This is a genomic window from Pseudarthrobacter sp. NPDC059871 (genome assembly GCF_042731175.1).
In the GTDB taxonomy this organism is placed as follows: domain Bacteria; phylum Actinomycetota; class Actinomycetes; order Actinomycetales; family Micrococcaceae; genus Arthrobacter.
Map to the genome: position 1 here is coordinate 242,461 of NZ_JBHWJV010000005.1, position 16,531 is coordinate 258,991.

16 protein-coding genes are annotated in these 16,531 nt (G+C 67.3%); 10 read left to right on the forward strand and 6 right to left on the reverse strand.

Annotation, left to right across the window (positions count from 1 at the left end):
- Nucleotides 1–16: 16 nt before the first annotated feature.
- Together ACFV4R_RS09260 and ACFV4R_RS09265 are read right to left on the reverse strand one after the other, a co-directional pair.
- Nucleotides 17–832: a 2-phosphosulfolactate phosphatase gene (locus ACFV4R_RS09260; protein WP_377202058.1), complete on the reverse strand. Its 816-nt coding sequence runs from the start codon at nucleotides 830–832 to the stop codon at nucleotides 17–19.
- Nucleotides 829–1,698: a DUF4031 domain-containing protein gene (locus ACFV4R_RS09265; protein WP_377202059.1), complete on the reverse strand. Its 870-nt coding sequence runs from the start codon at nucleotides 1,696–1,698 to the stop codon at nucleotides 829–831. Before ACFV4R_RS09265 ends, ACFV4R_RS09260 begins: the two co-directional genes overlap by 4 nt.
- Before the next feature lie 132 nt (nucleotides 1,699–1,830).
- On the opposite strand from ACFV4R_RS09265, the gene ACFV4R_RS09270 reads away from it, so the two are divergent.
- The 6 genes from ACFV4R_RS09270 to clpB all read left to right on the forward strand — a co-directional run bounded on the left by ACFV4R_RS09270 (nucleotide 1,831) and on the right by clpB (nucleotide 8,822).
- A complete protein-coding gene (locus ACFV4R_RS09270) occupies nucleotides 1,831–2,241 on the forward strand; it encodes a molybdopterin-binding protein (protein WP_056080988.1) in 411 nt (136 codons plus the stop codon).
- On the forward strand, nucleotides 2,238–3,032 hold the full coding sequence (gene modA, locus ACFV4R_RS09275) for a molybdate ABC transporter substrate-binding protein (protein ID WP_377202060.1): 795 nt from the start codon (nucleotides 2,238–2,240) through the stop codon (nucleotides 3,030–3,032). Before ACFV4R_RS09270 ends, modA begins: the two co-directional genes overlap by 4 nt.
- On the forward strand, nucleotides 3,029–3,904 hold the full coding sequence (locus ACFV4R_RS09280; RefSeq protein WP_377202061.1) for an ABC transporter permease: 876 nt from the start codon (nucleotides 3,029–3,031) through the stop codon (nucleotides 3,902–3,904). Before modA ends, ACFV4R_RS09280 begins: the two co-directional genes overlap by 4 nt.
- Nucleotides 3,901–4,986, forward strand: coding sequence for a sulfate/molybdate ABC transporter ATP-binding protein (locus tag ACFV4R_RS09285; RefSeq protein ID WP_377202062.1), 1,086 nt, complete (start codon nucleotides 3,901–3,903; stop codon nucleotides 4,984–4,986). Before ACFV4R_RS09280 ends, ACFV4R_RS09285 begins: the two co-directional genes overlap by 4 nt.
- A 168-nt stretch (nucleotides 4,987–5,154) precedes the next feature.
- On the forward strand, nucleotides 5,155–5,907 hold the full coding sequence (locus ACFV4R_RS09290) for a S1 family peptidase (RefSeq protein WP_377202063.1): 753 nt from the start codon (nucleotides 5,155–5,157) through the stop codon (nucleotides 5,905–5,907).
- Between the two features lie 272 nt (nucleotides 5,908–6,179).
- Nucleotides 6,180–8,822: an ATP-dependent chaperone ClpB gene (clpB, locus tag ACFV4R_RS09295; RefSeq protein WP_377202064.1), complete on the forward strand. Its 2,643-nt coding sequence runs from the start codon at nucleotides 6,180–6,182 to the stop codon at nucleotides 8,820–8,822.
- 37 nt (nucleotides 8,823–8,859) lie between these two features.
- Here the strand turns inward: clpB and ACFV4R_RS09300 are convergent, their stop codons facing one another.
- Entirely contained in the window at nucleotides 8,860–9,567 is a 708-nt protein-coding gene (locus ACFV4R_RS09300; RefSeq protein ID WP_377202065.1) for a septum formation family protein, read from the reverse strand.
- A gap of 281 nt (nucleotides 9,568–9,848) precedes the next feature.
- Between ACFV4R_RS09300 and ACFV4R_RS09305 the strand changes: the two genes are divergently transcribed.
- Together ACFV4R_RS09305 and ACFV4R_RS09310 are read left to right on the forward strand one after the other, a co-directional pair.
- Complete coding sequence (locus ACFV4R_RS09305) at nucleotides 9,849–10,082, forward strand: DUF3073 domain-containing protein (RefSeq protein WP_377202091.1); 234 nt, start codon at nucleotides 9,849–9,851, stop codon at nucleotides 10,080–10,082.
- A gap of 232 nt (nucleotides 10,083–10,314) precedes the next feature.
- Nucleotides 10,315–11,073 carry a VOC family protein gene (locus ACFV4R_RS09310; RefSeq protein WP_377202066.1) on the forward strand — a complete coding sequence of 253 codons (759 nt, stop codon included), beginning with the start codon at nucleotides 10,315–10,317 and terminating at the stop codon, nucleotides 11,071–11,073.
- Between the two features lie 79 nt (nucleotides 11,074–11,152).
- Here ACFV4R_RS09310 and purM read toward each other — a convergent pair whose 3' ends face one another.
- The 3 genes from purM to ACFV4R_RS09325 all read right to left on the reverse strand — a co-directional run bounded on the left by purM (nucleotide 11,153) and on the right by ACFV4R_RS09325 (nucleotide 14,408).
- Complete coding sequence (gene purM / locus ACFV4R_RS09315) at nucleotides 11,153–12,310, reverse strand: phosphoribosylformylglycinamidine cyclo-ligase (protein WP_377202067.1); 1,158 nt, start codon at nucleotides 12,308–12,310, stop codon at nucleotides 11,153–11,155.
- A complete protein-coding gene (purF, locus tag ACFV4R_RS09320) occupies nucleotides 12,307–13,989 on the reverse strand; it encodes an amidophosphoribosyltransferase (protein ID WP_377202068.1) in 1,683 nt (560 codons plus the stop codon). The genes purM and purF overlap by 4 nt, the downstream gene beginning before the upstream one ends.
- 104 nt (nucleotides 13,990–14,093) lie before the next feature.
- Nucleotides 14,094–14,408 carry a hypothetical protein gene (locus ACFV4R_RS09325; RefSeq protein ID WP_091723422.1) on the reverse strand — a complete coding sequence of 105 codons (315 nt, stop codon included), beginning with the start codon at nucleotides 14,406–14,408 and terminating at the stop codon, nucleotides 14,094–14,096.
- A gap of 318 nt (nucleotides 14,409–14,726) precedes the next feature.
- Here ACFV4R_RS09325 and ACFV4R_RS09330 point away from each other — a divergent pair, with 318 nt between their 5' ends.
- Both ACFV4R_RS09330 and ACFV4R_RS09335 read left to right on the forward strand, forming a co-directional pair.
- On the forward strand, nucleotides 14,727–15,845 hold the full coding sequence (locus ACFV4R_RS09330; protein ID WP_377202069.1) for an S-(hydroxymethyl)mycothiol dehydrogenase: 1,119 nt from the start codon (nucleotides 14,727–14,729) through the stop codon (nucleotides 15,843–15,845).
- On the forward strand, nucleotides 15,842–16,462 hold the full coding sequence (locus ACFV4R_RS09335; RefSeq protein WP_377202070.1) for an MBL fold metallo-hydrolase: 621 nt from the start codon (nucleotides 15,842–15,844) through the stop codon (nucleotides 16,460–16,462). Before ACFV4R_RS09330 ends, ACFV4R_RS09335 begins: the two co-directional genes overlap by 4 nt.
- Nucleotides 16,463–16,531 lie beyond the last annotated feature (69 nt).

The following is a 16,531-nucleotide window of genomic DNA, read 5'->3' on the forward strand; positions in this document are numbered from 1 at the left end:
TCGCAGTAAACATTCCTCACCTGCGCCGGAATACCCCGTCCGCCAGGATGGCCACGGCGTCGCTGTCGTCCAGTTCCGCGGCAATGTCCACGTCCGCGGCGTAGCCGGCGCCCGCCAGTTCGCGGCCGCTGGCGCAGCCGTGCAGCATCTCCCGCAGCCGCGGCTCGGCAGCCTCGTAGACTGCCATCGCTGCCACGGATTCGGGCGAGTAGCCGTGCCGGCCGTCCCTGCCCTCATCCGCGTCGTAGCCGCCCCTGCCCGTGGCCGCGAGGCCTGCGATGAAGGCGCCGGCACCGATCTGGTCCTCCACTGCGGGGCGGAGGGTTCCGTCGTGCCAGCGCTCGCCGGCGGCGATCACGGCGATCACGGCGTCCTCCGGCAGGTTCGCAGCCACCCAGTCGGCCGTTGCCGCCGCGTTGCGGAGGGACACCGCGGCCACCAGCGGAACGTGGCCGGCCAGTTCATGGCAGAGAGCTGAGCCGTTGGGGGAGGGGAGCACCACCCGGTCCAAAGAGTCCGCGGCGCGGAGGCTGGCGGGGGACAGGCTCAGCCCGCCGCCGTCGCGGGGTCCGGCAAGCTGTGCCCCGTGGTGGGCGGCAAAGTCCTCGGCGCTGGTGTCCTTCCACGCGTAGGGGAGCACCTCCGCGCCGCGGTCCAGCGCCACGCTCACACAGGTGGTGAAGGACAGGATGTCCACCACCACGGCAAGGTCGGCGCCGGACGTGATGGCGGCTGCGTCGGGTCCCCACTCGAAGCGGACCGTGTAGGGAAGCTGCCAGTGCGCGGCATTCGCCGTCCTGGTGTGCCGCGGGTTCGAGCCCGGTGCGTTCATGCCAGTTCGCCCTTCAGGTTGCTGTGCGCGGAGTCCTCCCACAGCGCCTTTGCGCGGGGGCTGTGGAACAGCGGGTCCAGTTCGAGCAGATGGCGTACGACGGCGGCCCGGCCGGCGGCGAAGTCGGCGTCACCAATGTGCGCATAGTCTTTGCGCACGGCTGACACATAACGGGCGTACTGGTCCGGTTCCCCGCCGAGAACGGAAAGGTCAGCGTCGCAAAGGAGGGCGCCGCCGTCGTCTCCCGGTTCTGGCCGGTGGTCAGAGGTCAGGCGCACCAGCCGGGCAACCTCGTCCACGTCCGCTTCGGGGAGCCCGGCCTCTGCCAGCCGGTCCTCTGCAAGGCGTGCCGATTCCTCTTCGTCCTGTTCCGCGATTCCGCGGTAGACGGCGTCATGGAACCAGGCGGCCAGCAGCACCGTGCGTGGAGGTTCGGCGGGTTCCGTGAGCAGGTCCAGCGACTCGAGGACCGAGAGCAGGTGAGTGCAGCCGTGATAGTGCCGGTGCGGTTCGCTCCAGCGGTCCAGCAGGTCCAGGAAGAGGGCGTCATGGCCGGCCATGATGGTGTTCCACCGGTTAAGCAGCGGCACCTTGAGGGATTTGTTCCGCTGCCGCGCCGGGATCCGCAGGCCGCTCGCAATAAGTTTCCGTACCAGGACGCGGGCCTCGACGGGCACCGCGCCGGCTGCCACCAGATCGTCAAAGCGGCGCTCCGGCACATCGTAATGGTCGCCGTCGAACGCCCGCTCAGGGATGCCCGCAGCACCGGCGAAGGCATGCAGCTCATCCAGCGACGTGTCTGACACCAGGTGCGAGAAGTGTGTTCCGTGGGCAGGCCACAATGGCGGGTCCAGGTAAATGGCCATGCAGGAAGTGTAGTGCCGCCGCCCCACTGCTGCCCGGCAGCGCGGCACCCGCAGGAAAAGACTCTGCAGTCACAATCCGATTTGCGGACTGAATCCGTCATTCGATCCGCAAATACAAACTACAGTGGGCGCATGACCCTCATTCGCGTTTCCGAGGCTGCACGTTTCCTCGGTGTCAGTGACGATACCGTGCGGCGCTGGACGGACAACGGTTCCCTCACGGCCCTCAGGGACGAGTCCGGCCGGCTCGCGGTGGACGGGCTGGAGCTTGCCCGGCACGCCCAGAAACTCGCCCAGCTTCCCGACGATCCGCACCGGACCGGAAGTTCGGCACGCAACAGGTTCGTGGGGCTGGTGACCGGCATTGTGGCGGACAAGGTCATGGCGCAGGTGGAACTCCAGTGCGGGCCTTTTCGGGTGGTGTCCCTGATGAGCAGCGAAGCAGTCCGGGACCTGGGACTTGAGCTGGGCTCCGTGGCCACGGCCGTCGTCAAGGCCACCACCGTCATCATCGAAACCCCGCAGGGGAAGGGAACAGTATGAAACGAAGCATCGCGACGACGGCTGCGGGCCTGGCACTGGCGGCCGGGCTGGCCGGATGTGCCGGCAGCAGCGCACCGGCGGGCAGCCCAGGCACCTCATCTGACGCCGCCGCCACAACCCTGACCGTCTTCGCCGCGGCGTCGCTCAAGTCCAGCTTCACCGAGTTGGCGGACACGTTCGAAGCGCAACATCCCGGCACCCGCGTCAGCCTGAGCTTCGCCGGGTCTTCCGACCTTGCCACCCAGATCAACCAGGGCGCCCCCGCGGACGTTTTCGCCTCCGCAGACACCAAGAACATGGACAAAGTCACCGGGGCGGGACTGGCCGACGGCGAGTCCCGGGTTTTCGCCACCAACACCCTGGCCATTGCGGTCCCGGCCGGGAACCCCGCACGTGTCACCGGGTTCCCGGACCTCGCCCGGGACGGTCTCCGGCTGGTGACCTGCGCCAAGCAGGTGCCCTGCGGAGCGGCCACCGCCACGGTGGCGGACAAGGCAGGGGTTACCCTCCGCCCGGTCAGCGAGGAAAACGCCGTGACCGACGTCCTGGGCAAGGTCACCTCCGGCGAAGCCGACGCCGGCCTGGTGTACGTCACGGACGTCAAATCTGCCGGGAGCAAGGTGGACAGCATCCCGTTCCCGGAGGCCGGTGCCGCCGTCAACAGCTACCCCATCACAGCCCTGTCCGGGGCAAAGGACAAGGAAGCCGCCAAGGCCTTCATTGACCTCGTGTTGGGATCCGACGGCCAGCAGGTTCTCGCCAAGGCCGGGTTCGGCGCAGGCGGACAATGAAGCTTCGGGCGCGGCAGCCGTATACCGGCATCCCGCGGTGGGTTTCCGGACTCGCTGTCCTGGCAGCCCTGGTGGTGGTCCTTCCCCTCGTAGCCATTGTGGCCAGGGTCAACTGGGCAAACTTCATTCCACTGGTCACTTCTGAGTCCGCGCTGGACGCCCTGGGCCTGAGCCTGCGAACGTCGGCCGCGAGTACGCTCCTGTGCATCGTGCTCGGCGTCCCGCTCGCCCTCGTCCTGGCCCGCGGCAGCTTCCCCTTCCAGCGGCTGCTCCGCTCCCTCGTGCTGCTGCCGCTGGTGCTGCCGCCGGTGGTGGGCGGCATTGCGCTGCTCTACACCTTCGGCCGGCAGGGACTCCTGGGCGGCGCCCTGCAGGTCCTCGGCCTCCAGATCGCCTTCTCCACCACCGCCGTGGTCCTTGCACAAACCTTCGTGGCACTGCCGTTCCTGGTGGTCAGCCTGGAGGGTGCGCTCAGGATCGGCGGGCAGAAGTACGAGGCCGTGGCCGCCACCCTCGGCGCACCGCCGGGCGTCGTGTTCCGGCGCGTCACCCTCCCGCTGATCCTGCCCGGGCTGGCCTCCGGAGCCGTGCTCTCCTTCGCGCGCAGCCTGGGCGAATTCGGCGCCACGCTCACCTTCGCCGGCAGCCTCCAGGGCGTCACCCGCACCCTGCCGCTGGAAATCTACCTCCAGCGGGAAACCGATCCGGACGCCGCCGTCGCCCTGTCACTTGTCCTGGTGGCCGTCGCGGTAGCGGTGGTGGCCCTCGCCTACGGCCGCCCCGGCGGACTGCAGCGCCAAGGCCCGGCGTTGTGGGGCCGTTCCGGGCAGCGCCCGACGACGGCGGGCACCGCGGGCGGGACGGTCCGGTGAGCTTTTCGTTCCAGGCTGCCGTGGCCCGGCGGGATTTCGACGTGTCCCTTGCGCTGGGGCCCACCGAAACCGTGGCGGTGATGGGGCCCAACGGCGCGGGCAAATCCACCCTGCTGTCCACCATCGCGGGCCTGGTCCGGCCGGACACCGGGAGGGCTGAGCTCAATGGCCGGACGCTGTTCCACCTGGGGTCCGGGATCCATCAGTGGACGCCGCCGCACCGCCGCGGAACCGCACTCCTGGCCCAGGAACCCCTGCTCTTTCCGCACCTCACGGCGGCGGACAATGTGGCCTTCGGGCCCCGGAGCGCCGGCGTCCCGCCCCGCAAGGCAAAGGAACGCGCCCTCCAGTGGCTGGCCGAAGTGGAGGCTGAAGCCCTGGCCGGCCGCCGCCCAGCGGGGCTGTCCGGCGGCCAGGCGCAGCGCGTCGCCGTGGCCCGTGCCCTCGCTGCCGACCCCGGCCTCCTCCTGCTGGACGAGCCCATGGCCGCACTGGATATCCATTCGGCCCCGCTGCTGCGGCGGCTGCTGAAACGGGTACTCGCGGACCGGCAGGCCATCATCGTCACCCACGACGTTCTGGATGCGCTGATGCTGGCGGACCGTGTGGTGGTCCTTGAGAATGGGCGCATCGCGGAGGACGGACCCACCCGTGAGGTATTGGAGCGGCCGCGCAGCCCGTTCGCAGCCGGCCTGGCCGGGCTCAACTTCGTCACCGGCACGCTGACGGCTTCCGGGATCCGGACAGCCGGCGGGCAGGGCATCGCTCCTGACCTGGAGATCGCAGGGCACCTGGAGGAACCGGGCGAAACGGGCCAGGCAGGCGCCGCAGGGCTGCCTGGCGCGGCCGTGTTTCCGCCGTCGGCCGTGTCCGTGTTCCTGACGGACGCACACGGAAGCCCCCGCAATTCCTTCCCCGTGCAGGTCACCGAACTTGAGCCCCACGGAGACCAGATCCGGGTGCGGGGAGGCGGCCTGGCCGCGGACATCACTCCCGCAGCCTCGGCAGAGCTGGGCCTGGCCCCCGGGATCCGGGCCCACTTCGTGATCAAATCCGCTGCGGTTTCCATCTACGCGACATGATTTAATAACTTATTTACATATTCTGTCAAAGTCAGTGACAAACTTCACAATGTTCCGGTACCGTTCGGATGGGCGGCAAGGCCATCGCCTCCGCCCATCAACCGGAACCGACCCCGTCCGCGCCTCAACCGGCAGCGGTGCGGGGTCCCTTGCGAAGGAGCCACCGCTGTGAAAATCGCCAGAATCCTTGCCGCCGTTGCCGCGACTGCTGCGCTCATGGGCCCGCTGCCTGCACAGGCCGCACCCGCGCCGGGCGGTGACACGGCAAGCCCCGACATAGCCGGCGGCAGCACCACCACCATTTCCGCAGCCCCCTATGCAGCGCAGATCTCCTTCGATGCCACCGGCACCAACGTAGGATGCACCGGCAGCCAGATCTCGGCCAGCTGGGTAATCACGGCCAAGCACTGCAATTCCGCCTCCCTGCAGTCTGTCCGGCTGGGGTCCACCTACCTGGAAGCCGGCGGCACCGTGAAGACCGTGGCCGGCCGCTATGCCTCCAGTACCGGCGATGTCCTGCTGCTGAAACTGTCCACCCCGCATTACGGCTCCTATGTAGGGCTCTCCAGCTCTTTCCCCGCCATCGGGGCTCCGGCCAAGGTGTACGGCTGGGGCGACCAGACCGAGGGCGCGGGCACCATGTCCTACAACCTCAAGACGGCGGACGTCGCCGTGGCCGGCCAGGGCACGGACACCTACGGCGGAGCCTCCGTCCGGACGCAGTCCCAAAGCGGGCACACCCTGGGCGGCGACTCCGGCGGCCCGCTCATCGTCAACGGCAAGCTGGTAGGTGTCCTGTCGACGTCGAGCATCCTGCCCAGCCCCAACCCGTCCAGCTTCACCAGGTACTACAACGATCATGCGTCCGTGTCCCGCAACCTCAGCTGGATCACCAGCGTCTCAGGGGTGGGTGCCTCCTGAGTTCCGGTCTTCGCGACTTCCGCCCCTCCCGGTAAGGGGCGGGCGGCGCCGGTTCCCGGGGGATGCCGCGGGAACCGGCCGCCCGGCGGGTGGCTTGTTGGGGGAGCCGCCCGCCGGTTTTGCGTTCTTGCCGGTTTCCGTCCTGCCGGGAACCGGGCCTGCAGGGAAGCGCCGAGGGTTCGCTGTGGGAAAACAGGGCCAAAGGACTGCGTTTTTCAAAGTTGAGCGTAGTACACTCAACCTAAAGAAAACGCCCCTGAAAGGAGCCCTCTTTGGACGTCAAATTCACCACCAAGAGCCAGGAGGCTCTTTCGGCTGCCGCCATGAACGCCTCAACGGCCGGCAATCCGCAGGTGGAACCCGCCCACATCCTCAAGGCGCTGATGGACCAGCGCGACGGCGTGGCAGTGGCTCTGCTGAAAGCCACCGGCGCCGAACCGGACGCCGTCAGTGTCCAGGCCAGCAGTGCCATCAAGTCCCTTCCCTCGGCGTCGGGCGGATCCTCCCAGCAGGCCCAGCTTTCGCGCCCGGCGCTGCAGGCCATCCAGAACGCCAAGACCGAGGCCGAAAACCTCGGCGACACTTTCGTGTCCACCGAGGTGCTGCTGCTGGGCCTCTCTGCCGGAAGTGACGCCGTCGGGCGCCTCCTCCGCGAAGCCGGCGCCTCCCACGAAGCCCTGGTGGCCGCCCTGTCCGGCGTCCGCGGCGACCGGAAGGTCACCAGCCAGGACCCGGAGAACACCTTCCAGTCGCTGGAAAAGTTCGGCACCGACCTCACGGCCATGGCCCGCTCCGGCAAGCTGGACCCGGTCATCGGACGCGACACCGAAATCCGCCGCATCGTCCAGGTGCTGAGCCGCCGCACCAAGAACAACCCGGTAATTATCGGCGAGCCCGGCGTGGGCAAGACCGCTGTGGTGGAAGGGCTCGCCCAGCGCATCGTGGCGGGCGACGTTCCCGAAAGCCTGCGCGGCAAGACCCTGATCGCCCTGGACCTGGCGTCCATGGTGGCCGGTGCCAAGTACCGCGGCGAATTCGAGGAGCGGCTCAAGGCTGTGCTGGAGGAGATCAAGAACTCCGAAGGCCAGATCGTCACCTTCATCGACGAGATCCACACGGTGGTGGGCGCCGGCGCTACCGGTGACTCCTCCATGGACGCCGGCAACATGCTCAAGCCCATGCTGGCGCGCGGGGAACTCAGGCTGATCGGCGCCACCACCCTGGATGAATACCGCGAGAATATCGAAAAGGACCCTGCCCTGGAACGCCGCTTCCAGCAGGTCTACGTGGGGGAGCCCAGTGTCGAGGACACCATCGGCATCCTCCGCGGCCTGAAGGAACGCTACGAAGCGCACCACAAGGTCACCATCGCCGACTCCGCACTCGTGGCCGCCGCCACCCTGTCCAACCGCTACATCTCCGGGCGGCAGCTGCCGGACAAGGCCATCGACCTCGTGGACGAGGCCGCGTCCCGGCTGCGCATGGAAATCGATTCCGCCCCGGAGGAGATCGACCAGCTCCAGCGGCTGGTGGACCGGCTCACCATGGAGGAATTGGCCCTTCAGGACGAGAAGGACGCCGCGTCCGTGGAACGGCTCGCCGCGCTGCGCGCTGACAAGGCGGACCGCGAGGAGGAACTCAACGGACTCAAGGCCCGCTGGGAAGCCGAGAAAGCCGGACTCAACCGGGTGGGCGACCTGAAGGCCAAGCTGGACGAACTGCGCGGCGCGTATGAGAAGGCCGCCCGGGAAGGCGACCTCGAAACCGCCTCCCGGGTTCTGTACGGCGAGATTCCCGCCTTGGAACGCGAGCTCGCCGCCGCGGCCGAGGCCGAGGCCGCCGTGACGGACAAGTCATCCCAGATGGTGGCCGAGCAGGTGACCGCCGATGACATCGCCGAGGTCATCTCCGCATGGACCGGCATCCCCGCCGGGCGCATGCTGCAGGGCGAAAGCCAGAAGCTGCTGCACATGGAGGAAGAGCTGGGCCGGCGGCTGATCGGACAGTCCAAAGCTGTTACTGCTGTTTCGGATGCCGTCCGCCGTGCGCGTGCAGGCATCAGCGATCCCAACCGGCCCACGGGTTCCTTCCTGTTCCTGGGCCCCACCGGCGTGGGCAAGACCGAGCTGGCAAAAGCCCTGGCGGACTTCCTCTTCGATGACGAACGTGCCATGGTGCGCATCGATATGTCCGAGTACGGCGAGAAGCACTCCGTGTCACGCCTGGTGGGCGCCCCTCCGGGCTACGTCGGCTACGAAGAGGGCGGGCAGCTCACCGAGGCCGTCCGGCGCCGTCCGTACTCCGTGGTGCTGCTGGACGAGGTGGAGAAGGCGCACCCCGAGGTCTTCGACATCCTGCTCCAGGTGCTCGACGACGGCCGCCTCACCGACGGCCAGGGCCGCACCGTGGACTTCCGCAACGTCATCCTGGTGCTGACGTCCAACCTGGGCAGCCAGTTCCTGGTGGACCAGACCCTCAATGCCGAGGCCAAGCGGAACGCCGTGATGGCGACGGTAAACGCGTCCTTCAAGCCGGAGTTCCTGAACCGGTTGGACGAGGTGGTCCTGTTCGACGCCCTCACGGTGGAGGAACTTGGCCACATCGTTGAACTGCACGTGGACGAGCTGGGCCGCCGGCTGCACGAACGCCGGCTCACCTTGGAGGTTTCAGAGGGGGCCAAAGCCTGGCTGGCCATTTCCGGTTTCGACCCCGCCTACGGTGCCCGCCCGCTGCGCCGGCTGGTGCAGCGCGAGATCGGCGACCGGCTGGCCAAGGCCATCCTCGCCGGCGACATCAACGACGGCGATACCGTGCTGGTGGACACCGCGGCCGATCCCGGCGAACTCGCCGACGGCAACGTGGACGCCCTCACCGGTGCCCCGTCGGCCGGGCTGTCGGTGCGCCGGAAGGACTAGGGAATCCTCACGGGCGTGCTGTCCCGGCGGGTAACCGTCAGGGCAGCACGCTCGCGTTGATGACGTTGCCGTTCGGGGCGGTCACGTAGCAATCCGCCCTGCGGTCCCCGGCGTCCCAGCTGGTGCTGCTGGGGAAGCTGCGCTGGTAGTTGAGCTGGAAGTTATTGGCGGCAGGGCCCAGTTTGGTGGCCTGGCAGATCTCCAAGGCCTTTGCCTTCAGCGTTTCTGCGCCGGGGTAGCGCTCACCAGCGGGATAGCGGAAAACGCCCACCAGTTGCGCGGAATGGCCCGTGTCGCAGGGCACCGCGGTTGAGGCCAGGGATTCCGGGTCAAAGTCCTTGAAGCAGTCACCCACGGCGTAGTCGGCAGGCTTCACGCCGTCCCTCGGCAGCGGCAGTGGCGTCGCCCGCGGTGTGGGGGTGGTTTCCAGGACTCCAGCCTGGCCGCCCTGGCCCTCCTGGGAAGCCGCACCAGAGTTGAGCCACAGGCCCAGCCACACGAGGCCGCCCACCACGGCAATCAGTACGACGGCGAAGAGTGTCTTCCACAGGGCCTTCGCCCTGGGTGCCCGGTTGGGAGCGGTGGCGCCGGAGGGGGTGGAGTCGGCGGCTCCGGAGGCCGAGTGTCCGGGTTCGGCAGGCTGCGCGGGCCACGTCACGGATGCCGGAGCGGGGGCGGCGTCTACCCGGGGAATGCCGGCCGTTGGCGGGGAGGCTGGTTTCGGCGGGACGTCCTGGGGGTTCACGGCTGCATCCTCCTGCGTTGTCGTCGCGTCAGTACTGCAAAAACCCGCTGTCCGAAAGGTTTTGGCAGCTGCCTGAAGCGACTCTACCGAAGAAAAAACCCGGAAACCCGCGGGCGGACCGGGGAATGGTAACCCAAACGCCCACGGGAGCGCGTCGGGCGGCAAGCAGGGGCCGCAGAAAGCATGTAATCTAGGTGTACGACAAATTGACCAAACATTCCGGGGCCTCACCGATAGCCAAGGTGACCACCTCCGGTCCAAGTACAAAAGGGGGTCACGCCATGGGGCGCGGCCGTCAAAAGGCAAAAGCTACCAAGCAGGCTCGGGATATTAAGTACTATTCCCCGAACACTGACTACTCGGCACTTCAGCGTGAGCTGACGGGCCCAGGCAGTCGTGCAACGAGCCATTACGCCAATGAGCCGGTGGAACCGGACTATTCGGCTTATGTGGATAAGTACGCGGATGATTTGGAAGATGACGACGACGAGGTAGACACCCGTCGCATCGGCTAGTCGCCACCGCTGAGCGAATTCTTTTGCAGCACCATTATTGCTGACCTCGGTCACAAGGCCCGTTTGGGTACGCCTCTTCACAGTGCGTGCCCGCGGGCCTTTCCGTCGTCGTCATCAATTACTATTCCTCTGCCACTCGCCGGGATTGCCGTTCGATACCACGGCATACCGACCGGACACTGCGTGGAAAGCGGCCGGGGCTTCCCACCGGCGTCCGTGTACCGTTGGTCCCATGCCAACTGTAAACACCTACCCGCAGGGTGCCCCGTGCTGGGCTGACGTTCAGACGCCGGACGTCGGGGCCGCCAAGAAGTTCTACGCAGCGGTGTTCGGGTGGCGTTTCGAGGACCACCCAACTCCTGACGGCCGCAGCTACGCGATGGCCTTCCTGGGCGACGACGTGGTGGCCACCATCGCGCCGCAGAGCCCCATGCAGGCGCCTGGTTCGGCTGCCCAGTGGAACGTCTACCTGGCCGCGGAGGACGCGCGCAGCATAGCCAGCGAAGCGGTCCACGCCGGCGGTGCCGTGCAGTTCGGTCCCGAAGAGGTGGGGGACACCGGCACCATGGTTTTCGTGGACCCGCCGGGCGGCGGCACCACCGGAGTGTGGCAGCCCGGAACACACCGCGGCTCAGGACGGTACAACGGGCCCGGTGCACTGTCCTGGGCCGAGCTGCTCACCCCTGAGCCCCAGGCCGCCATCGGTTTCTTCCAGCACCTGTTTGGGCATGACGTCACGGAGTACCCGCAGGACGACGGCGGCACGTACAGCACACTGATGCTGGACGGCACGGAGGTGGCCGGGGTGGCGCCGGACGAGGGACCGGCCGGCTGGCAGATCTACTTTGGCGTGGCGGACCTCAGCGCCGCCGTGCAGGCGGTCAGGGATTCGGGCGGCGAAGTCCTCGTGGAACCGGACGACGGCTCCGGCGAGGGCCCGGCCACCATCCGCGACCCGCAGGGCGGCGAATTCAGCCTGCTGGAGGTCTAAAGCGCCTCTTAACGCATCAAGTGCTCCGTAACTGCCGTTTGAGGCTTCAAGGGCAGGTACGGAGCACTCGATGGGGGATTTAGGCGTAGGCGTTGACCATGCGGACTGCGCCGCCGTCCACGCCCTTGGCGCCCTGGACGTAGTCCGGGCCGGACTTCAGGATGGAATCCGAGTCTGCGGCGACGGTGCCCATCACCCATGACGGCAGCCCACGTTCGTTCAAACGCGCGACGGCGGCATCCGCTGCTTCGGGGGAGACGATGGCCACCATTCCCACGCCCAGGTTCAGGGTGCGTTCCAGATCGGCCAGCGGCACGTTGCCGAGTTCGGATACGAGGTTGAAGATGGCCGGCAGTTCCCAGGTGGCGCGGTCCACGGTGGCCACGAGGCCCTGCGGCAGGACCCGGGCCAGGTTGGCGGCGAGGCCGCCACCGGTCACGTGGCTGAAGCCGTGGACCGCTGCAGCGCCGGTGACCGGGAAGGTGCGGGCCAGGTCCAGGCAGTCGGCGGCGTAGACGCGGGTCGGTTCGAGCAGTTCTTCACCCAGGGTGCGGCCCAGCTCGGAGACCTGGCGGTCCAAGGCCCAGCCGGCGTGGTTGATCACGCGGCGGACCAGCGAGTAGCCGTTGGAGTGCAGGCCGGAGGAGGCCATGCCGATCACAACGTCGCCCGCGCGGACGCGGTCCGGTCCGAGGAGGGCATCTGCTTCGACGACGCCCGTGGCTGCACCGGCAACGTCGTATTCGTGCTCGCCCAGCAGGCCGGGGTGTTCCGCGGTTTCGCCGCCCACCAGGGCGGTACCGGCCACGGAGCAGGCGGCAGCGATGCCGCGCACAATGCCGGCGATGCGCTCGGGAACCACCTTGCCGCAGGCGATGTAGTCGGTCATAAAGAGCGGCTCGGCGCCCACCACGACGATGTCGTCCACCACCATGCCGACGAGGTCGAAGCCGATGGTGTCGTGGATATCCATGGCCTGGGCGATGGCAACCTTCGTACCCACACCATCCGTGGAGGTGGCAAGCAGCGGCTTCCTGTACGTCAGCAGCTTCGAGACGTCGTAGAGGCCGGCGAAGCCGCCCACCCCGCCGATCACCGACGGGTTGTGGGTCGCCTTGATGGCGCCCTTCATGAGCTCGACGGCGCGGTCGCCGGCTTCGACATCGACGCCCGCGGAGGCGTACGTGATGCCTGCCTTCTCTGATGCGGAACCGGCGGCGGTGTTTGCGGAAGTCATACGGACTCTTTCTTGTCAGTGCCTGCGGCGGCGTGTACGTCTGGCACCATGTCGGCGTCGGTCAGCAGGTTTTCAAACTCGGAGTCCGGACCGGGATCGCAGCCGGTAGCGCCGGCCTTTTCGGCAGGGTCCTCGTCCGAGTCAACGGCGAGGGCTGCGGTTTCGCCCGGCAAGGCGGACGGCGACGGCGCCAGGCCGCCAGGCTTTCCGACAAGGTCGGTGCGTTCCAGGAGGTTCTTGCCCAGCTTGTCGGCACCCGGCAGGGCAATCGGGTACTTGCCCGTGAAGCACGCGGTGCAGAGGCGTTCCCGGGGCTGGCGGGTGGCGTCGATCATGCCGTCTTCGGAAATGTAGGCCAGCGAATCGGCGCCGATGGCCTGGGAGATTTCCTCGATGGTGGCGCCGTTGGCGATGAGCTCCGCACGGGAGGCGAAGTCGATGCCATAGAAGCACGGCCACTGGACGGGCGGGGAGGAAATCTTGACGTGCACGGAAGCAGCGCCAGCCTCGCGGAGCATCCTGACGATGGCCCGCTGGGTGTTGCCACGGACGATCGAATCGTCCACCACCACCACGCGCTTGCCGCGGATCACGGACTCAAGGGCGTTGAGCTTGAGCCGGATACCCAGCTGGCGCAGCGTCTGCGAAGGCTGGATGAAGGTGCGGCCCACGTAGGAGTTCTTGACGAAGCCGTGTGCGAACGGAATGCCGGATTCTTCGGCATATCCCACGGCAGCGGGGGTGCCGGACTCCGGGACGGGGATGACGATGTCCGCTTCGTGGGTGTTTTCGCGGGCCAGCTGGCGGCCCATTTCCACGCGGGATTCGTAGACGGAACGGCCGGCAATCGCGGCGTCCGGACGGGCGAGGTACACGTACTCGAATACGCAGCCGGCCGGAGTGGGCTCAGCGAACTTCTTGGAGCGCACGCCTTCTTCGTCGATGGCAATGAATTCGCCGGGCTCGATCTCGCGGATGAAGCTGGCGCCAACGGTGGCCAGGGCGGACTGCTCGGAGGCCACTACCCAGCCGCGTTCCAGCCGGCCAAGGACCAGCGGGCGGATGCCATAGGTGTCGCGGGCCGCGTAGAGAGTGCCTTCGTCCATGAAGACGAAGCAGAAGCCGCCCTTGATCTTGGGCAGCAGTTCGGTGGCGGTTTCCTCGAGGGTCTTGCCGGGCTCGCCTTCAAGGAGGGCCGTGACCAGGGCGGTGTCCGAGGTGTTGCCCTGCTTCATTTCGCCGGTGAGCTGGCCGCCGTTGCGTTCAGTGATCATGGCGTTGAGCTCGGCGGTGTTGGTCAGGTTGCCGTTGTGCGCCAGGGCCACGGTGCCGGTGGAAGTGGCGCCGAGGGTGGGCTGGGCGTTGGCCCAGTGACTGGCTCCGGTGGTGGAGTAACGGCAGTGCCCCACGGCCAGGTGCCCGGTGAGGGTGTTCAGGGTTGTCTCGTCGAAGACCTGGGACACCAGCCCCATGTCCTTGTAGACATTGATCCGTTTGCCGTCACTGGTAGCGATACCAGCCGACTCCTGGCCACGGTGCTGCAGTGCGTACAGCCCGTAATAGGTTAGTTTTGCTACTTCTTCACCGGGAGCCCAGACGCCGAAGACGCCACAGGCGTCCTGCGGGCCTTTTTCGCCGGGAAGAAGATCATGGGAAAGTTTTCCATCGCCGCGTGCCACTGATCGATTATCGCACGACATGGGGTAGGACTTTTTCCCGCTCCCCTTTGTGACCCGGCAGCGTCACGCGCCCGGTTGCCGGGGCGTGCTGCCGGTGGCGGGGGTCACGGCTGCGGGTCGGTGTCCGGTTCTGAGTCCGGAACGGATTCGACGACGACGCGCTGCTGCCTGCGGACGCTCCGGCGGTCGAGGATCAGCGCCAGGACCGCACCAAGGACGGCTCCGGCGGCGCCGAACGTGATCATGAGGAAGCCGAAAACCGCGCCCGGATCGAAGTCCTCATCCGCGGGAACCCCGAACGCCGCGATTGCAGCTGCAGCGAAGCCCACCAGTGCGCCCAGCACCAGGAATGGTACGAATTTGGGGGCCCGGCGGACGGTTACCTCGCGCCGCTCGGCGGGGGGTTGGTTCGAAGACATGCCATCCAGCCTACTGCCGGAGATTTGGTGCGCGTAATGCAGCCACGGAGCTGGGAGGCCCGGCGCCGGTAAGCAGCGCGCCGGGAGGGAGGCCCGGCACTGTCCGCCCAGCGGTATGACTGATATATCTATTGACACCAACTGTGGCCGCTGTCATATTCTCTAGTAGCACTATGTGCGCCGTGTTGTGTAATGCGCAATGCACCCGGCGCATGCCGACTAAGTCGCCGGCGGGCAGCCACCCTGCCGTGTCGGCTAGATTGGCAACTGGTGCCGACTCACCGGATCCGGCCGGATCCAGGAAAGGAACACAGAACCATGGTTCACAAAGTTCAAGCTGTCATTGCCCGTGAGAAGGACGCTCCGGTGTCACTGGAAACCATCCTGGTCCCGGATCCGGGCCCGGGCGAGGCGTTGGTGGACATCCTGACCTGCGGTGTGTGCCACACCGACCTGCACTACAAGCAGGGCGGCATTGGCGATGATTTCCCCTACCTGCTGGGCCACGAGGCCACCGGCGTGGTCAGCGCCGTGGGCGAGGGCGTCACGGAGGTGGCGCCGGGTGACCGTGTGATCCTGAACTGGCGTGCGGTGTGCGGCCAGTGCCGCGCCTGTGCCAAGGGCCAGCCCCAGTACTGCTTCAATACCGCCAACGCCACCCAGAAGATGACCCTTGAGGACGGCACCGAGCTGTCTCCCGCGCTGGGCATCGGCGCGTTCGCTGAAAAGACGCTCGTTGCCGCCGGGCAGTGCACCAAGGTGGATCCCGAGGCTGATGCTGCCGCTGTGGGCCTGCTGGGCTGCGGCGTGATGGCCGGCATCGGCGCCGCCATCAACACCGGTGAGGTCAAGCGCGGCGAATCCGTGGCCGTGATCGGCTGCGGCGGCGTGGGCATCGCGGCGATCGCCGGGGCCAAGCTCGCCGGCGCTACGACGATCATCGCCGTGGACATCGACGACAACAAGATCGACATGGCCAAGAACCTCGGCGCCACCCATGGCGTCAACTCCAAGCAGGAAGACGCCGTGGCGGCCATCCAGGCCCTCACCGGAGGCAACGGAGCGGACGTGGTGATTGACGCCGTCGGCCGTCCCGAAACCTTCAAACAGGCCTTCTACGCCCGCGACCTCGCCGGCCGCGTGGTCCTGGTGGGCGTTCCGACGCCGGAGATGCAGCTGGAACTGCCGCTGCTGGATGTCTTTGGCCGCGGCGGATCCCTGAAGTCCTCCTGGTACGGCGACTGCCTGCCCTCCCGCGACTTCCCCATGCTCGTGTCCCACTACAAGCAGGGCAACCTGGACCTGGACGCGTTCGTGTCCGAGCGGATCACCATCGACCAGGTGGAGGGGGCCTTCGGCAAGATGCACGAGGGCAAGGTCCTGCGCTCCGTCGTCGAAATCCAGGCCGGTACCGAAATCGCGGGGGCCGCCGCATGAGCGTCACCATCGAGAACCTGGTCACCTCGGGCACGTTTTCGCTCGACGGCGGCACCTGGGACGTGGACAACAACGTCTGGATCGTGGGCAACGGCACCGAATGCGTGATCATCGATTCCCCACATGACGCCGCGGCGATCATCAACCAGGTCAAGGGCCGCACGGTCAAGGCCATCCTGCTCACGCACGCGCACAACGACCACATCGGCGCTGCCCGCGAGGTCGCCGAAGCCGTTGGCGCACCGATCATCCTGAACCGGGAGGACCTGGTCCTCTGGGAACAGGAATACCCGGACGCCACCCCGGACCAGTACCACGTGGACGGTGAGGAGTTCGAAGTGGGCGGCGCGGTGCTTAAGGCCATCCACACGCCGGGCCACTCGCCGGGATCCACGTGCTTCTACCTGGCGAGCGAAGGCACAGTTTTCACGGGGGACACCCTGTTCAACGGCGGACCGGGTGCCACCGGCCGCTCGTACAGCGACTACCCCACCATCCTCACCTCCATCCGCGAACGGCTGCTGACCCTGCCGGCCGAAACGGTGGTGCGCACCGGCCACGGTGACAACACCACCATCGCTGCCGAACAGGAAACCCTGGCCAAGATCGCGGAGTAGGCGCAGTCCAGAAGAGCGCGCAGTGGAGGCGTGCCGGAAAACCCCCGGCACGCCTCCATCAGCGATTGA

What these genes read in the sequence shown, in the direction of transcription:
- ACFV4R_RS09260 (WP_377202058.1), bottom strand. Translation starts at nt 832, where the DNA reads ATGAACGCACCGGGCTCGAACCCGCGGCACACCAGGACGGCGAATGCC.
- ACFV4R_RS09265 (WP_377202059.1), bottom strand. Translation starts at nt 1,698, where the DNA reads ATGGCCATTTACCTGGACCCGCCATTGTGGCCTGCCCACGGAACACAC.
- ACFV4R_RS09270 (WP_056080988.1), top strand. Translation starts at nt 1,831, where the DNA reads ATGACCCTCATTCGCGTTTCCGAGGCTGCACGTTTCCTCGGTGTCAGT.
- modA (WP_377202060.1), top strand. Translation starts at nt 2,238, where the DNA reads ATGAAACGAAGCATCGCGACGACGGCTGCGGGCCTGGCACTGGCGGCC.
- ACFV4R_RS09280 (WP_377202061.1), top strand. Translation starts at nt 3,029, where the DNA reads ATGAAGCTTCGGGCGCGGCAGCCGTATACCGGCATCCCGCGGTGGGTT.
- ACFV4R_RS09305 (WP_377202091.1), top strand. Translation starts at nt 9,849, where the DNA reads ATGGGGCGCGGCCGTCAAAAGGCAAAAGCTACCAAGCAGGCTCGGGAT.
- ACFV4R_RS09310 (WP_377202066.1), top strand. Translation starts at nt 10,315, where the DNA reads ATGCCAACTGTAAACACCTACCCGCAGGGTGCCCCGTGCTGGGCTGAC.
- purM (WP_377202067.1), bottom strand. Translation starts at nt 12,310, where the DNA reads ATGACTTCCGCAAACACCGCCGCCGGTTCCGCATCAGAGAAGGCAGGC.
- ACFV4R_RS09325 (WP_091723422.1), bottom strand. Translation starts at nt 14,408, where the DNA reads ATGTCTTCGAACCAACCCCCCGCCGAGCGGCGCGAGGTAACCGTCCGC.
- ACFV4R_RS09330 (WP_377202069.1), top strand. Translation starts at nt 14,727, where the DNA reads ATGGTTCACAAAGTTCAAGCTGTCATTGCCCGTGAGAAGGACGCTCCG.
- ACFV4R_RS09335 (WP_377202070.1), top strand. Translation starts at nt 15,842, where the DNA reads ATGAGCGTCACCATCGAGAACCTGGTCACCTCGGGCACGTTTTCGCTC.